This window comes from Collimonas sp., assembly GCF_044339385.1.
Lineage (GTDB): Bacteria > Pseudomonadota > Gammaproteobacteria > Burkholderiales > Burkholderiaceae_D > Collimonas.
The window spans coordinates 1-15,152 of the sequence record NZ_JBIIVN010000047.1 but is presented as its reverse complement, the minus strand read 5'-3'; the positions used below and the strand labels follow the sequence as shown (position 1 = coordinate 15,152).

Sequence of the window (15,152 nt, the reverse complement as noted above, 5' to 3'; positions counted from 1 at the left end):
AACACCAAGAGCAACAGAAAAACCGGGACAGCGCCGCGCAGCTGTATTGGAGGCAGGAAGTGCTTCTTAAACTATGCAGATATTTGTCTGGACAGATGGGTCCACTTTAATGAGCCTCGCCAAACGCATTATCCCTTGCCTCGACGTGACCAATGGCCGCGTCGTCAAGGGGGTCAATTTCCTTGAGCTGCGCGACGCCGGTGATCCGGTCGAGATCGCCCGCCGCTACGACGAGCAGGGCGCTGATGAGCTGACGTTCCTCGATATCACCGCATCGTCCGATAATCGCGATCTGATTCTGCCGATTATCGAAGCGGTGGCGTCCCAGGTATTCATCCCGTTGACGGTGGGCGGCGGTGTGCGTGTGGTCGAGGATGTACGTCGCTTGCTCAATGCCGGTGCGGACAAGGTCGGCATCAATACGTCCGCCGTCACCAACCCGCAACTGGTGGTCGATGCCGCCGCCAAATACGGCTCGCAATGCATCGTCGTCGCCATTGACGCCAAGCAGGTCGCCCCCGGAAAATGGGAGGTGTTCACGCATGGCGGCCGCAAGGCAACCGGGCTCGATGCGATCGCGTGGGCGCAAAAGATGGAGCAGTTGGGCGCCGGAGAAATCCTGCTCACCAGCATGGACCGCGACGGTACCAAGGCCGGCTTTGATTTAGCCTTGACCAGCAGCGTATCGAACGCCGTCAAGATCCCGGTGATTGCCTCGGGTGGCGTCGGCGGTTTGCGGGATCTGGCCGACGGCATCAAGATCGGCCGCGCCGACGCGGTACTGGCAGCCAGCATTTTTCACTATGGTCAACATACTGTGCAAGAAGCCAAGCAGTTTATGGCCGCACAACAGATTCCGATGAGGCTAGCATGAGCAGTGTAAGTTGGTTAAACAAGGTCAGATGGGATGAACACGGCCTGGTGCCGGCCATCGCTCAGGAAGTTGGTTCCAACGACGTCTTGATGTTCGCCTGGATGAACCGCGATGCGCTGGCCAAGACTGTCGCTTTGGGTGAGGCTGTCTACTGGAGCCGTTCGCGCAAGAAACTGTGGCGCAAGGGTGAGGAGTCCGGGCACGTGCAGAAAGTCCACGAAATCCGTCTCGATTGCGACGAAGATGTGGTGTTGCTGAAAGTCACCCAGGCTGGCGACATCGCGTGTCACACCGGGCGCCACTCCTGCTTCTTCCAGAAATTCGAGGGCGCCAGCAGCAGTTGGCAAGCGTTCGATCCGGTATTGAAAGAAGCGGATACCATTTATAAATGACGGGCGCAGTCGATGGCGTCGTTGAATTTCGCTATGCTGGTGTTGTTCCGGCAATCGTCCTCGTAGTCGCGCGGATGTATTTCAGGTTGATTAGGCATGGCGATAACAGAGCGGATTTAAAGCAATCATGAGTGACACATTACAACGCCTGGCCGCAGTCATCGAATCGCGCAAACCGGCCAACGGCGGCAATCCTGAAACGTCCTATGTGGCGCGTTTGTTCGCCAAGGGCGATGATGCGATCCTCAAGAAAATCGGCGAGGAAGCGACTGAAACCGTGATGGCCGCCAAGGATGCGCGAGTCGATGGGGATGTCTCGCACGTGCTGTATGAGTGCGCGGACTTGTGGTTCCATTCGATGATCATGCTGGCCCAGTTCAATCTGACGCCGCAGGATGTGCTCAACGAACTGGCGCGGCGTGAAGGCTTGTCGGGTATAGAAGAAAAAGCCAGCCGCAATTGAGCGGGGCCGAACTGCATGATTCCGTAGACAACAAGATTGCGCCGGTTTTCCATCCAAAAGACGCTACTCCGGGTAACATGCAGCAGCGCTGATTAACTGAGTCATTGTGAGAAGCAGGGGGATAATTTGGAAAATTGTATTTTTTGCAAAATTGTGGCTGGGCAGATCCCGTCGAGACGGGTCTATGAAGACGAGGATCTGATCGCTTTTCATGATATCAACCCGGCAGCGCCGGTACATTTTCTGATCGTGCCGAAGCAGCATATTCCGACACTGGCCGATTGTACTGAGCAGCATGCTGCACTCTTGGGTAAAATGGCGCTCCTGGCGCCGCGCCTTGCTCAAGAGCAGGGCTGCGACTACCAGTTGGATGCCCAGGGCGAGGCCAGCGGCGGCTTCAAGACACTGTTTAACGTCGGGCCCGACGGTCGCCAGGAGGTGTACCATTTGCACATGCACGTCATTGGCGGGCCGCGGCCTTGGCGCGGCTTGCCCTGATGCGGATGAGACGGATGATGAGCGTTGCCAATGGAAGTAGGTAGGGGAGGAACACGCAGAGCTGATCTGCAATCCCGGCAGGAGCAGCGTAACCGTAGCGGAGTAGAGTACGGCAAGCATTGCAGTGTCGGGCTTGCAGCGGGCAGCAGGTTTTTTGATGTCTCCTAAGGATTTGACAGTTAATTTGACTTAATAGGCCGGTACAGAGGATGTCCGGCGAGGAGAAAAAATGGGTTCATTTAGTATTTGGCACTGGCTGATTGTACTGGTCATCGTAATGTTGGTTTTCGGCACCAAGAAAATCGGCAATATGGGTTCCGACCTGGGCAAGGCGGTCAAGGGTTTCAAGGACGGCGTCAAGGGTGAGGAAGAAAAATCCGAGGCAGATAAGGCCGCTATCGATGTAACAGCTAAAGAAAAGGATAAGTCCGGCAACTGATTTGGCCTGGCCGGCGCTGTCGTGCCGGCTCCCGAACCTTGGCCGCTAGCCTCCCATGATCGATATTGGTCTTACTAAACTCGCACTGATTGGCGTCGTCGCACTGGTTGTGATCGGCCCTGAAAAACTGCCGACCGTGGCACGCATGGCGGGCTCGTTGTTTGGTCGCGCGCAACGCTATATCAATGACGTGAAATCGGAAGTCAGCCGCGAGATCGAGCTGGAAGAGTTGCGCAAGATGCAGCAGGACGTGCAGGAAGCCGCCGGCGATTTCGAGCAAAGCATTTCGAAAAGCGTAGCCGATACGAAGAGTTCACTGGAAGCTGCATGGGATCATGATGCCGCTGCCATCAGCGATGGCAGCGCCTACGCGGCGGATCACCCGAAGGTTGAGCAGCTGGCTGTCAAGGCCAAGAGTTTTCGCAAGAAAAAGCTGGCGCGCAACAGCGCAATTCCGGCCTGGTACAAGCAACAGAACGGCTACCGCGCCAGCGTGCTATCGGGTGCCGCCCGTGTCGCCAAATATCGCCCTGCCGGCCAAGGTAAGGCTTCCGGTTCATTTTTTTCATGAGCCAGGGTCTCGTTCCCGCCTGCAGTGGCCGGCTATCGATAGCCGCAGGCGCATCGGCAATCTCGCCTGCTTGTAACACACCATGTACCCATGACTGAAGAACAGAAAACCGGCGTAGAAGAGACTTTCATTTCGCATTTGGTCGAATTGCGCAATCGCATCATGAAAGCCTCGATCGCGATTATCGTGGTATTCCTGTGCCTGATGCCGTGGTCTGCCAATATTTATGACTTCCTGGCAGCGCCGATGCTTAGCGCCTTGCCACACGGTAGCAAGATGATTGCCACCGGCGTCATCACGCCATTCCTGATCCCGGTCAAGGTGACGTTGCTGGTTGCCTTCGTCATCGCCTTGCCTTGGGTGTTGTACCAGTTGTGGGCGTTCATCGCGCCTGGTCTTTACGCCCACGAGAAGAAACTCATTGCACCGCTGGTAGTGTCATCCTCTTTGCTGTTCATCGGCGGCGTCGCGTTCTGTTACTTCCTGGTGTTCGGCGTGATTTTCCACTTCATCAACAAGGTCGCGCCGGCCTCGATTTCGGTCACGCCGGACATCGACAATTACTTCGATTTCGTGATGACCATGTTCATCGCCTTCGGCATGACCTTCGAAGTGCCGATCGTCGTGATTGTGCTGGTGCGCATGGGCTTGGTCTCGCTGGACAAACTCAAATCCATCCGGCCGTATGTGATCGTCGGCGCGTTCGTAGTCGCTGCGGTGGTAACACCGCCCGACATCATGAGCCAGCTCTTGCTCGCTGTGCCGTTATGCCTGCTGTACGAGGTCGGTTTGTTTGTCGCACCGCTGTTTGTCAAGGCGACGCAGGCGCCGACCGAGTCGGAAGAGACAATCTGACGTGTTGTTGTCTCGCCCGCATAGCGCCCGGCGTTGAAATTTGCCGGGGCTATTCTTGTCTGCCGCCGCTATTCTTCGATCGGCGTCTTGATCTGGCGTAGCCAGCTAACCAGCGGAAACGCATCCTTGAAGCTGTTCACCAACTCCTTTTCCAACGCGTCCGACAGCATCTTCTTCAGCGGCTGTTCTTTCCAGACGATGAAATTCTTCAGCCTGATATATTCGATGTGCGGCAGGTCGGCGTCGAAGCCCTTGGGTGGACGGGTCAATTGGTCTGCCGTTTGCAGGTCGCCGTAAGTCCCCATCATTTTTTTGTTTTTCAGCAGCTTGCCGAAACCGCTGGCGTCATCGACGATGCGGCGGCGAATCGCCCGCAGCCGATCCGATGGCGGCATATATTCGCCACCCGCCACCAGCAAATGGCCGCTGGCATCGATGTGGAAGTAATAAGCCGGGCCGCCGCCCTGGCTCGGTTTCTTCAGGCCGCTGGCGGTGATGGAGGCTGAGAAGTGTGTCTTATACGGACTCTTGTCGTGCGAAAAACGCATATCCCGATTGATCCTGAACAGCGCTTTCTTCGGATTGCAACTGGCGATTGCCGGATCGAACTTGCTGATCTCTGCAATCAGGCGGATCACCAGTTCGAGGAACTCGGCGCGCAGGATATCGTAGCGCGGCTTATTCATCACGAACCAGGCGCGGTTGTTGTTTTCCGATAGTTCAGCAAGGTATTGCGTGAGGTCGCGTACGTGCATTGCTGCCCCCTTATTCCGACTCTACCTGACGCTTCACCGGCGGTCGTTTGCCGACGATCGCCTCCAGTGTCGATTCCTGCGTTTTGCGCAATACGGTCAGCTTGGCCTTGGTGCCGGGCTGCAGCTGCGCAATTTGATTCATCATGTCGGTGGTGTCGTTAATTGGCTTGCCTTCTACCGCCACCAGAATGTCGCCCGGCTTCAGGCCGGCCTTGTCGGCCGGGCCGTTTTTCAATACGCCGGCAATGATGGCGCCGGTCTTGCGGGTCAGGCCGAAACTCTCCGCCAGTTCTGGCGTGATGTCCTGTGGTTCAACGCCGATGTAGCCGCGCACAACGTGGCCGGTATTGATGATCGATTCCATGACGGTCTTGGCGGTCGTCACCGGAATCGCAAAGCCAATACCAAGCGAGCCGCCAGTACGTGAATAAATGGCGGTATTGATGCCAAGCAGGTTGCCGTTGGTATCGACCAGCGCGCCGCCCGAGTTGCCAGGGTTGATTGCGGCATCGGTCTGGATGAAGTTCTCGAACGTATTGATACCGAGATGGTTGCGGCCCAGCGCAGAAATGATGCCCATGGTGACTGTCTGGCCGACACCAAACGGATTACCAATCGCCAGTACCACATCACCGACGCTGGCTTGATCGGCATGGCCGAGCGTGATCGCCGGCAGATTCGGCAGATCGATTTTGATCACCGCCAGATCGGTTTCCGGATCCGCGCCAACTACTGTGGCGGTTGCGGTGCGGCCGTCGGCCAATGCCACCTCGATCTCGTCGGCCGATTCAATCACATGATTATTGGTCAGGATGTAGCCTTGCGAACTGACTACCACGCCCGAACCGAGACTGGATTGCTTCTCATCCGAGTCATCGCCGCGATCGCCGAAGAACTTTCTCAGCAGCGGGTCTTCCAGCACCTGTGGCGGCACGCTCGGCTTGGCATCCTTGCTGGTGAAGATGTTCACCACTGAGGGCATCGCCCGATGCGAGGCGTCGCGGTAAGAGCCCGGTGTCGGCGTCCCCGGCGCGACTTCCTGCAACGGCACTTTCGCCGCTGCGATATGAAGACGCGAGCTTGTCAGCGATCCGGTTGCCCAGTCGGGCTTCAAGGTCGTTACAATGAACCAGATCGCTAAACCGATGGTTACGGTTTGCGCAAATAACAGCCAGAAACGTCGCATAGTGGGAGTCTTTAAATGAGTCAAAAGTCGGTAAGTCGCACTGAAATGGCAACATATCTTGCCGGAGCATTAAATATTACACAGTTCCGAGATTATTGCCCAAATGGCTTGCAGGTGGAAGGGCGCCACGAAATTAGCCGACTGGTGACGGGGGTCACCGCCAGCCAGGCCTTGCTGGAAGCCGCGCTGGAGAGCGGTGCGGATGCGATTCTGGTGCATCACGGTTACTTCTGGCGCGGTGAGGACGCGCGTGTGATCGGCACAAAACACAAGCGTCTGAAGTTGCTGCTGGCACATGACATCAATTTGTTTGCCTACCATTTACCGCTCGATTCGCATCCGCTTTACGGCAACAATGCCCAGTTGGCGCAGCAACTTGGCTTGACCCCGAACGGGCGCTTCGGCGACGATAATCTGGGTTGGCTCGGCAATGTCAGCGATGCCGCGATACGCACGGTCGGCGATCTGGCCAAGGTGATCGAACATCAACTAAAGCGGGTGCCAGTGCTGATCGGCGATCCGGATCAGGCGTTGGCGCGAGTGGCTTGGTGTACCGGTGCCGCACAAAATCTGCTGAGTGACGCTATTGCCGCCGCCGGAGTTTATATCAGCGACGAAATTTCTGAACCAACCGTTCATCTGGCCCGCGAAAGCGGCGTCGCCTACCTGGCGGCCGGACATCATGCGACCGAACGTTACGGCGTGCAGGCGCTGGGTAAGCATCTGGCTGAACATTTCGGTTTGGCGTATCAGTTCATCGATATCGATAACCCTGTGTAATCGCACAGCCGGTGCAGCCAGCGGGGAGTAACGCATGAGTCAAACAGTATCCAAGACGGTTGAGGCGGTACGCGTCGACAAGTGGCTTTGGGCCGCGCGATTTTTCAAGACACGCACACTCGCCAGCGATGCCGTCGATAGCGGCAAGATACGCGTGAACGATGAGCGTACCAAGCCGGCGCGCAATCTGAAGGTTGGCGACATGCTGACGATCGATAACGGTGCCGGGACATGGGAAGTTGAAGTGCTGTTACTGACCGCTACGCGCAGTGCAGCAGCGATTGCACAGACGCTTTACCGCGAAACGGAAGGTAGTATTGCTCTGCGCGGGAAGCTGGCCGAAGACCGTAAGTTTTTCCGCGAGCCGACTATTGAAATCAAGGGCCGGCCGACCAAGCGCGACCGCCGCTTGCTAGACAAGGCGCAATCCTGAATTACCCATTTGACATTGATTTACTATCGTCGCCGCTTGTTTTTCGACGCAGTGTCAAACCCCACAACACTTTTCACGCCCGCAGCGCCAGCCTTCGCGCCAGCCGGGCCGTACAAATCGTCCAGCAAGGAATGTCGAACGGGTTCTCGGTAGAACCCACGCTCTAAGTCGCTGTTTGACATTTCGATTCTGGTGCATAATAGTACGAGCGTTCGCATTCTTGCTGGCAGTAATCAGCAAGCAAGCAAACGCCAGCTCCAATGCCAATTTCAGCTCCAACTTTAACCCGATACAGACAGGACTATTGTGTTATATTCAATCATCGACACGCCGCCCGCCGAAATTCATGCGCAAGGGCGAAATGACCCGCGCAGCGATTCTCGATGTCGCCATTACTCTGGCCAGCCTTGAAGGCTTGACGATTGGTCTGCTGGCTGAAAAGATGAGCATGAGCAAATCTGGCGTGTTTGTGCATTTCGGCTCGCGTGAGGATCTGCAGATCGAAGTGGTGAAGTTGTATCACCGTCAGTTCGAGCAAGAAGTGTTCTATCCGAGCATCAAGGAAGCGCGCGGCCTGCCGCGCCTGGAAGCCATGTTCGCGCGCTGGATCAGGCAGGTGACGATTGAAATCGCCTCAGGTTGTATCTATATCAGCGGCGCGGTCGAATACGATGACCGTCCTGGCGCAATCCGCGAGCAACTGGTCAGCATGGTCTGCACCTGGCAACAGGCTCTGCATCGCTGCGCGTTGCAAGCAATTGAAGCCGGACATTTGCGCGCCGACACCGATGCAGATCTACTGGTCTACGAGATGTACGGTCTGATTCTCGGGCTGCATCACGATGCCCGACTCCTGAAGAAGGCCGGCAGCGTTGAGCGTGCGCAAAAGGGTTTTGACCGCCTTATCGATAGTTACCGCAACACCAAGCAAGTTGCAGCAGCCAGGAAATCTTCGCCAACGAATCAAAAAATCTCTTCCAAGACGGCAGCTCGATAAATTTAATCATCAGGAATTTAATCATCAGGAGAGCATCATGGGCCAATACGTCGCGCCACTGCGGGATATGCAATTCGTCATGCACGAGTTGCTGCATGTAGAAGATGAGTTGAAGCAATTGCCGAAGCATGCCGAGATCGATGCCGATATCATCAATCAGGTGTTGGAAGAGGGCGGTAAATTTACCTCTCAGGTACTGTTCCCGCTGAACCATTCCGGCGACCGCGAAGGCTGCAACCACGACAAGACCACGCACACCGTCACCACGCCGAAAGGTTTCAAGGAAGCCTACAAGCAGTATGTCGAAGCTGGCTGGCCTGCGCTCTCCTGCGATCCGGAATACGGCGGCCAGGGCTTGCCGCTGGTGATCAATAATTCATTTTATGAAATGATGAATTCTGCCAATCAGGCTTGGACCATGTACCCGGGGCTGTCGCACGGCGCGTACGAGTGCCTGCATGCCCACGGTACGCCGCAACAGCAGGCGCTGTACCTGCCGAAGCTGGTGTCCGGCGAATGGACCGGCACCATGTGTCTGACGGAATCGCATTGCGGTACCGACCTTGGCATGCTGCGTTCGAAAGCTGAGCCGCAAGACGACGGTTCTTATCGCATCACCGGCAGCAAGATTTTCATCTCGGCCGGTGAACATGACATGGCAGAAAATATTGTTCATCTGGTGCTGGCACGTCTGCCGGGCGCACCGGAAGGGTCCAAGGGTATTTCACTGTTCCTGGTGCCGAAGTTCCTGCCTAACGCCGATGGCACGCTGGGTGCGCGCAATCCGATCACCTGCGGTGCCATCGAAGAAAAAATGGGCATCCACGGTAATTCGACCTGCCAAATGAATTTGGACGGCGCTACCGGCTGGATTATCGGCGGCCCGCACAAGGGACTCAACGCGATGTTCGTCTTCATGAACGTTGCTCGTCTGGGCGTCGGCATGCAAGGTCTGGGGTTGACTGAGGTGGCTTATCAGAACGCGTTGGTGTACACCAAAGACCGTATCCAGATGCGCAGCCTGTCGGGCGTCAAGGCACCGCAACGGCCCGCCGATCCGATCATCGTCCATCCTGATGTGCGCCGCATGCTATTGACGGCAAAAGCCTATACAGAAGGCGCCCGCGCTTTCTGTTCTTACGTCGCGCTGCAACTCGATAAGGAATTGAACCACCCGGACGAGCAAGTGCGCAAGGACTGCGCTGATGAAGTTGCCTTGTTGACGCCGGTGGTCAAGGCTTTCATCACCGACAATGCCTGGGCTGCAACCTCGGAATGCTTGCAGGTCTACGGCGGCCACGGCTATATCGCTGAGTGGGGCATGGAACAGTACGTGCGCGACGCCCGCATCAACATGATCTATGAAGGCACCAACACCGTCCAGTCGCTTGATCTTCTGGGCCGCAAGGTGTTGATGGATAACGGTGCCAAGCTGAAAAAATTCGGTGCCAAGGTACAGGCTTTCATTGAAGAGAACGGTGCCGACGAAGCGCTCTCAGAGTTCATCACGCCGCTCGCCGACCTCGGCGACAAGGTCAGCAAACTGACCATGGAAATCGGCATGAAGGCTTTCCAGAATCCGGACGAAGTCGGTGCAGCAGCAGTACCTTACCTGCGGGTAGTTGGCCATCTGGTGTGCGCCTACTTCTTTGCGCAAATGGCAAAGATCGCTTTGGCCAAGCAAGACTCAGGCGATAAGTTCTACGTTTCCAAGTTGGCGACCGCACGTTTCTATTTCGCCCGCCTGTTGCCGGAGACGGCAATGCTGATTCGTCAGGCGCGCTCCGGGGCGGGCAGCCTGATGGCGCTGGATGCAGATTTGTTTTAATGGATTTTCTCTAAATAAGCCCTAAGGTGAGCCTGACGCGATCAGCGCGGGCGCACACTCCCAACAGACTGAGCAAGGAGAAACAAGTGTCGAATTTCATCGTTAAAAAAGTCGCCGTGCTAGGCGCCGGCGTGATGGGTGCGCAAATCGCTGCTCATTGCCTCAACGCCAAAGTTCCGGTGGTACTGTTCGATCTGCCGGCCAAGGAAGGTCCGAAGAACGGCATCGTCCTGCGCGCCATCGAAAACCTGAAAAAGCTCAGCCCTGCGCCGCTCGGCAACAAGGATGACGCCGCGCTGATCGAAGTCGCCAACTATGAAGATAATCTGGATGTGCTGGCCGGTTGCGACCTGATTATTGAAGCCATCGCCGAACGCATGGACTGGAAGCACGACCTGTACAAGAAGGTCGCCCCGCACATTGCGCCAAACGCGATTTTCGCTTCCAACACTTCCGGCCTGTCGATCACCGCGCTGTCGGAGGGCTTTGAGGCCGAACTGAAAGCACGTTTTTGCGGCGTCCATTTTTTCAATCCACCGCGTTACATGCATCTGGTGGAACTGATCCCGACCGCCGCCACCAAGCCAGAGATCCTTGATCAGCTGGAAGGGTTCCTGGCCACCACGCTGGGCAAAGGTGTGGTTCGCGCCAAGGATACTCCTAACTTTATTGCCAACCGCGTAGGCGTGTTCGGCATCCTGTCGACTGTGCATCAGGCTGAAAAATTCGGTCTCTCGGTGGATGTGGTCGACGATCTGACCGGCGCCAAGCTGGGGCGCGCCAAGTCCGGCACTTTCCGTACTGCCGATGTGGTCGGCCTGGACACCATGGGGCATGTGATCAAGATCATGCAGGACAATCTGAAGGACGATCCTTTCTACGCTGTCTACGCAACCCCGCCGCTGCTGGCCAAGCTGATTGAGCAGGGCGCGCTGGGGCAGAAGGCTGGCGCCGGTTTCTACAAAAAAGTCGGCAAGGACATCCTGCGCATTGATGCCGCCAAGGGCGAGTATGTGACCGGCGGCGGCAAGGCCGATGAACTGGTGGCACGCATCTTGAAAGACAAAGATCTGGTCAAGCGCATGAAAACCCTGCGCGAATCGACCAACCCGCAAGCGCAGTTCCTGTGGTCCATCTTCCGTGATGGCTTCCACTACATCGCAGTCCACATGGAGGCGATTGCCGACAACGCACGCGATATTGATTTCGCCATGCGCTGGGGTTTTGGTTGGAGCGTGGGGCCTTTTGAAATCTGGCAAGCCGCCGACTGGAAGCAGATCGCCGCTTGGGTCAAGGAAGATATCGAGGCCGGTAAGGCGCTGTGCAATGCGCCGTTGCCAGCCTGGGTCTTCGATGGCCGCAGCGGTGTGCACGCGGCCGACGGTTCTTACTCGCCAGCGAAGAAGGCGAATGTGGCCCGCTCCACTTTGCCGGTCTACCGACGCCAGGTATTCCGCGCACCGTTGCTGGGCGAAGGCCTGGCCGACGGCAAGACCGCCGGCAGCACCGTTTTTGAAGATGATTCGGTGCGCGCATGGCATCAGAACGACGATGTCCTGATTCTGTCATTCAAGACCAAGATGCACGTGATCGGACCGGGCTTCATCGCCGGTTTGAACCAGGCAGTAGCGGAAGCAGAAAAGAACTTCAAGGGTCTGGTGTTGTGGCACGCCGATGCCGCCGAAGGCGGTGCGTTCTCGGCCGGAGCGGACTTGCAATCGATGCTGCCTTTGTTCATGTCGGGCGGTGCCAAGGCGATTGAACCGATGGTCGCGCAATTGCAGCAAGCCTTTATGGGCCTCAAGTACGCCAGCGTACCGGTAGTTGCCGCCGTGGCCGGTCTGGCGCTGGGCGGCGGTTGTGAGTTGGCCTTGCATACTGCCAAACGGGTGGCTTCGCTTGAATCGTATATCGGCCTGGTTGAAGTCGGCGTTGGCTTGATTCCTGCCGGTGGCGGTTTGAAGGAGGCAGCAGTGCGTGCCGCCAGCGACGCCAAGGGTAACGACATCCTGCAATTCCTGAAGACCTCGTTCTTGAATGCGGCCACCGCCAACGTCTCTAAATCGGCACTGGAGGCCAAGAGCATGGGCTACCTGAAAGCCGATGACGTGATCGTGTTCAATGCGTATGAGTTGCTGCATGTGGCCAAGGTGGAAGCACGCGCCATGTTCGACGCTGGCTATCGTCCGCCATTGAAAGCCCAGGTTGCGGTAGTCGGCCGTAACGGCATCGCCACCATCCTGGCGCAGCTGGTCAACATGCGCGATGGCGGCTTCATCTCCGCCCACGACTACAAACTAGGCCACATGATTGCCAACATCGTTTGCGGTGGCGAAGTGGACGAAGGCAGCATCGTAAATGAACAATGGTTGCTCGACCTGGAGCGCAAAGCCTTCGTTGAACTGTTGAACAACCCCAAGACGCAAGAGCGGATCATGGGCATGATGCAGACCGGTAAGCCGGTGCGAAACTAATTTGTTGAGTGCAGAGTTGAAGAGCCAGCGTGGTCTAGCGAAACCACTGACTGCGCTGCGCTATCCTCAACTGCCTAATAAAACGGCCACATCGCAAAGAAAATCGCAGGATCGGGTTTAAAAGCACTCTGTCCCCACTGACTAAATCAGGAGCAGGAAATGAGCAAACAACTTCAAGAAGCCTACATCGTCGCGGCGACCCGCACGCCTATCGGCAAGGCACCGCGCGGTATGTTCAAAAACACCCGTCCGGATGACCTGCTGGTGCGCGCTATACAATCGGCGCTGGCGCAAGCACCGGGCCTGGATCCTAAACTGATCCAGGACGCCATCATCGGCTGTTCTTTCCCCGAAGGCGCGCAAGGTCTGAATATGGCACGTAACGCCGTGCTGCTGGCCGGTCTGCCGAATACCATCGGCGGCGTCACCATCAATCGTTACTGCGCATCCGGCATCACTGCCATTGCCATGGCTGCGGATCGCATTCGTGTTGGCGAGGCAGATGTAATGATTGCCGGTGGTGCTGAATCGATGTCGATGGTGCCGATGATGGGCTTCCATCCGTCGATCAACATGAACGCTTTCAAGGATGAAAACGTCGGCATGGCCTATGGCATGGGTCTGACTGCAGAAAAGGTCGCCCAGCAATGGAAAGTCTCGCGCGAAGCGCAAGACGCGTTCGCGGTAGAGTCGCACCGGCGTGCCATCGCCGGCCAGCTGGCCGGTGAGTTCAAGGACGAGACCACTTCCTACGACATCATTGATCGCACCCCAAATCTGGCCAACGGCCAGATCGATCAGAAGACCCGCACCGTTGATCGCGACGAAGGCGCACGCGCCGAGTCGAGCATGGAAACGCTGGGCAAGCTGAAGGCAGTATTTGCTGCCAAGGGCACCGTCACAGCGGGCAACAGTTCGCAAATGTCGGATGGCGCTGGCGCGTTGATCCTGGTCAGCGAAAAAATTCTCAAGGAATTCAACCTGACTCCGCTGGCTCGTTTCGTCTCGTTTGCAGTGCGCGGCGTACCGCCGGAAATCATGGGTATCGGTCCCAAGGAAGCAGTCCCGGCAGCGCTGCGCGCCGCCGGTCTGACCCAGGATCAATTGGACTGGATCGAATTGAATGAAGCATTTGCTGCGCAAGCGCTGGCAGTGATTCAGGATCTCGGCCTTGATCCATCCAGGGTCAACCCGCTGGGCGGCGCCATTGCACTCGGCCATCCATTGGGTGCAACCGGCGCCATCCGCGCCGCTACTGCGATCCACGGCATGCGCCGCCGCAACCAAAAATACGGCATGGTGACCATGTGCGTTGGCGCCGGCATGGGCGCGGCAGGTATTTTCGAGCGCATGTAAGCGTTCAAGTCAGCGTTCAAGTCAGCGTTCAAGTCAGCAGATTGTCACAAGCAATCGTAAAAAACAAAAAAGCCTTGCTGCCATCCTTAGCACGGCTTTTTTGTATTCTCTTACTTAATCTTGCGTCGCCCGTTGCGTGCGCTGAATCGGAGTACCAGATGGATATCTTGACCAGCAAAGAAAATGGCATCCTGACGATTGAATTCAATCGCCTTGAAAAGAAGAATGCAATCACCGCCGCCATGTACCAGACTATGGTCGATGCGTTGAAGGATGCGGAAACCGACAGCGCGGTGCGGGCCATTTTGTTTGTCGGTAAGCCGCAGATTTTCAGCGCTGGCAACGACCTCGAAGATTTCATGAAGAACCGCCCCAATAGTACGGAGAGCCCGGTGTTTCAGTTTCTGTGGCAAATCAGCCATGCCAGCAAACCGATGGTGGCGGCGGTGGCGGGTGCCGCAGTCGGCATCGGCACCACGCTGCTGATGCATTGCGATTTGGTGTACGCGGCTGACAATGCGCGTTTCTCGATGCCGTTCACGCAACTGGGTTTGTGCCCGGAAGCGGCGTCGAGTCTGATCCTGCCGCAAATCGCCGGCTATCAGCGCGCAGCTGAAAAGTTGCTGCTGGGCGAAGCCTTCACCGCAGAAGAGGCCGCCGCCATGGGCCTGGTCAACCAGGTTCTCCCGGCGGAAGAGCTACTGGCATTCGCGCAAGCGCAAGCCGCGAAACTGGTGGCTTTGCCGGCTGCCTCTATCCGCATCACCAAGAGCTTGATGAAAGGCGCGCAGACCGCTGAAGTGGAAGCGCGCATGGCGCAGGAGATCGAACATTTCGGGGCGATGCTGAAAGCGCCTGAAGCAACTGAGGCATTGACTGCATTCTTTGAAAGGCTCAAGCCGGACTTCAGCAAGTTTTGCTGATTGGTGTTTGCTGATATTCAGCTGCGGTGAGATCTCGCAGCTCATCAAAGCTGTTTGGAAACACGGAGCCCGCCGACGTCCATGCTACGTTTCCTGACGGTCCAGGAAACCGGAAACCAAATGTCGCCGGTCTTGCCGGTCGCGCGGATCGCCGTTCGCAACAGGTAATAGGTATTGGATTTGGAAATAATAGCCGAACATCCGAGGGTGTGCTGGATTTTGTGTAAACGGAATTTCGTTTAATTCGGCTTCATCCGTTCTTCAAACTGGATAGTGAAGCGGTTAAGTGCTCCCTTCCAGTCCCGCAATGGCATCGTCCACTTCTTGC

At 56.7% G+C, this 15,152-nt stretch carries 16 protein-coding genes; 14 read left to right on the top strand and 2 right to left on the bottom strand.

Annotated features, from left to right (window positions below; translation table 11 throughout):
- Positions 1 to 109: 109 nt before the first annotated feature.
- The 7 genes from hisF to tatC all read left to right on the top strand — a co-directional run bounded on the left by hisF (position 110) and on the right by tatC (position 4,092).
- Positions 110 to 874, top strand: a complete 765-nt coding sequence (gene hisF / locus ACIQ0R_RS05330) for an imidazole glycerol phosphate synthase subunit HisF (protein ID WP_395824566.1) — start codon at positions 110 to 112, stop codon at positions 872 to 874.
- The gene (hisI, locus tag ACIQ0R_RS05325; RefSeq protein WP_395824563.1) at positions 871 to 1,266 is read left to right on the top strand and encodes a phosphoribosyl-AMP cyclohydrolase; all 396 of its coding nucleotides are present in this window, start codon (positions 871 to 873) and stop codon (positions 1,264 to 1,266) included. The genes hisF and hisI overlap by 4 nt, the downstream gene beginning before the upstream one ends.
- Before the next feature lie 127 nt (positions 1,267 to 1,393).
- Positions 1,394 to 1,729, top strand: coding sequence for a phosphoribosyl-ATP diphosphatase (locus tag ACIQ0R_RS05320; protein ID WP_395824560.1), 336 nt, complete (start codon positions 1,394 to 1,396; stop codon positions 1,727 to 1,729).
- A gap of 126 nt (positions 1,730 to 1,855) precedes the next feature.
- The gene (locus ACIQ0R_RS05315; protein WP_395824557.1) at positions 1,856 to 2,227 is read left to right on the top strand and encodes a histidine triad nucleotide-binding protein; all 372 of its coding nucleotides are present in this window, start codon (positions 1,856 to 1,858) and stop codon (positions 2,225 to 2,227) included.
- 229 nt (positions 2,228 to 2,456) lie between these two features.
- Positions 2,457 to 2,666 carry a Sec-independent protein translocase subunit TatA gene (tatA, locus tag ACIQ0R_RS05310; RefSeq protein ID WP_061532128.1) on the top strand — a complete coding sequence of 70 codons (210 nt, stop codon included), beginning with the start codon at positions 2,457 to 2,459 and terminating at the stop codon, positions 2,664 to 2,666.
- A gap of 55 nt (positions 2,667 to 2,721) precedes the next feature.
- On the top strand, positions 2,722 to 3,237 hold the full coding sequence (tatB, locus tag ACIQ0R_RS05305; protein ID WP_395824554.1) for a Sec-independent protein translocase protein TatB: 516 nt from the start codon (positions 2,722 to 2,724) through the stop codon (positions 3,235 to 3,237).
- 90 nt (positions 3,238 to 3,327) lie between these two features.
- Positions 3,328 to 4,092, top strand: a complete 765-nt coding sequence (gene tatC, locus ACIQ0R_RS05300) for a twin-arginine translocase subunit TatC (protein ID WP_395824551.1) — start codon at positions 3,328 to 3,330, stop codon at positions 4,090 to 4,092.
- A 68-nt stretch (positions 4,093 to 4,160) separates the two neighbouring features.
- Here tatC and ACIQ0R_RS05295 read toward each other — a convergent pair whose 3' ends face one another.
- Positions 4,161 to 4,847, bottom strand: a complete 687-nt coding sequence (locus tag ACIQ0R_RS05295; RefSeq protein ID WP_395824548.1) for a DUF2461 domain-containing protein — start codon at positions 4,845 to 4,847, stop codon at positions 4,161 to 4,163.
- Positions 4,848 to 4,857: 10 nt separating this feature from the next.
- A complete protein-coding gene (locus tag ACIQ0R_RS05290; protein ID WP_395824545.1) occupies positions 4,858 to 6,033 on the bottom strand; it encodes a Do family serine endopeptidase in 1,176 nt (391 codons plus the stop codon).
- 15 nt (positions 6,034 to 6,048) lie between these two features.
- On the opposite strand from ACIQ0R_RS05290, the gene ACIQ0R_RS05285 reads away from it, so the two are divergent.
- The 7 genes from ACIQ0R_RS05285 to ACIQ0R_RS05255 all read left to right on the top strand — a co-directional run bounded on the left by ACIQ0R_RS05285 (position 6,049) and on the right by ACIQ0R_RS05255 (position 14,824).
- Positions 6,049 to 6,813 (top strand): Nif3-like dinuclear metal center hexameric protein, encoded by a 765-nt coding sequence (locus tag ACIQ0R_RS05285; RefSeq protein WP_395824542.1) that lies wholly within the window; start codon positions 6,049 to 6,051, stop codon positions 6,811 to 6,813.
- A 34-nt stretch (positions 6,814 to 6,847) separates the two neighbouring features.
- A complete protein-coding gene (locus ACIQ0R_RS05280; protein ID WP_395824539.1) occupies positions 6,848 to 7,246 on the top strand; it encodes an RNA-binding S4 domain-containing protein in 399 nt (132 codons plus the stop codon).
- A 346-nt stretch (positions 7,247 to 7,592) separates the two neighbouring features.
- A complete protein-coding gene (locus ACIQ0R_RS05275) occupies positions 7,593 to 8,243 on the top strand; it encodes a TetR/AcrR family transcriptional regulator (RefSeq protein ID WP_395824536.1) in 651 nt (216 codons plus the stop codon).
- A 37-nt stretch (positions 8,244 to 8,280) separates the two neighbouring features.
- Entirely contained in the window at positions 8,281 to 10,071 is a 1,791-nt protein-coding gene (locus ACIQ0R_RS05270; protein WP_395824533.1) for an acyl-CoA dehydrogenase C-terminal domain-containing protein, read from the top strand.
- An 86-nt stretch (positions 10,072 to 10,157) separates the two neighbouring features.
- Positions 10,158 to 12,545: a 3-hydroxyacyl-CoA dehydrogenase/enoyl-CoA hydratase family protein gene (locus ACIQ0R_RS05265; protein ID WP_395824531.1), complete on the top strand. Its 2,388-nt coding sequence runs from the start codon at positions 10,158 to 10,160 to the stop codon at positions 12,543 to 12,545.
- A gap of 159 nt (positions 12,546 to 12,704) precedes the next feature.
- Positions 12,705 to 13,901 carry an acetyl-CoA C-acyltransferase gene (locus tag ACIQ0R_RS05260; RefSeq protein WP_395824528.1) on the top strand — a complete coding sequence of 399 codons (1,197 nt, stop codon included), beginning with the start codon at positions 12,705 to 12,707 and terminating at the stop codon, positions 13,899 to 13,901.
- A 158-nt stretch (positions 13,902 to 14,059) separates the two neighbouring features.
- Complete coding sequence (locus tag ACIQ0R_RS05255) at positions 14,060 to 14,824, top strand: enoyl-CoA hydratase (protein ID WP_395824525.1); 765 nt, start codon at positions 14,060 to 14,062, stop codon at positions 14,822 to 14,824.
- The last annotated feature ends 328 nt before the right edge of the window (positions 14,825 to 15,152 follow it).

Coding starts and splice junctions, on each gene's coding strand:
- hisI (WP_395824563.1), top strand. CDS start 871: ATGAGCAGTGTAAGTTGGTTAAACAAGGTCAGATGGGATGAACACGGC.
- ACIQ0R_RS05255 (WP_395824525.1), top strand. CDS start 14,060: ATGGATATCTTGACCAGCAAAGAAAATGGCATCCTGACGATTGAATTC.
- ACIQ0R_RS05275 (WP_395824536.1), top strand. CDS start 7,593: ATGCGCAAGGGCGAAATGACCCGCGCAGCGATTCTCGATGTCGCCATT.
- ACIQ0R_RS05290 (WP_395824545.1), bottom strand. CDS start 6,033: ATGCGACGTTTCTGGCTGTTATTTGCGCAAACCGTAACCATCGGTTTA.
- ACIQ0R_RS05320 (WP_395824560.1), top strand. CDS start 1,394: ATGAGTGACACATTACAACGCCTGGCCGCAGTCATCGAATCGCGCAAA.
- tatC (WP_395824551.1), top strand. CDS start 3,328: ATGACTGAAGAACAGAAAACCGGCGTAGAAGAGACTTTCATTTCGCAT.
- ACIQ0R_RS05270 (WP_395824533.1), top strand. CDS start 8,281: ATGGGCCAATACGTCGCGCCACTGCGGGATATGCAATTCGTCATGCAC.
- ACIQ0R_RS05260 (WP_395824528.1), top strand. CDS start 12,705: ATGAGCAAACAACTTCAAGAAGCCTACATCGTCGCGGCGACCCGCACG.
- ACIQ0R_RS05285 (WP_395824542.1), top strand. CDS start 6,049: ATGAGTCAAAAGTCGGTAAGTCGCACTGAAATGGCAACATATCTTGCC.
- ACIQ0R_RS05295 (WP_395824548.1), bottom strand. CDS start 4,847: ATGCACGTACGCGACCTCACGCAATACCTTGCTGAACTATCGGAAAAC.
- hisF (WP_395824566.1), top strand. CDS start 110: ATGAGCCTCGCCAAACGCATTATCCCTTGCCTCGACGTGACCAATGGC.
- tatA (WP_061532128.1), top strand. CDS start 2,457: ATGGGTTCATTTAGTATTTGGCACTGGCTGATTGTACTGGTCATCGTA.
- tatB (WP_395824554.1), top strand. CDS start 2,722: ATGATCGATATTGGTCTTACTAAACTCGCACTGATTGGCGTCGTCGCA.
- ACIQ0R_RS05280 (WP_395824539.1), top strand. CDS start 6,848: ATGAGTCAAACAGTATCCAAGACGGTTGAGGCGGTACGCGTCGACAAG.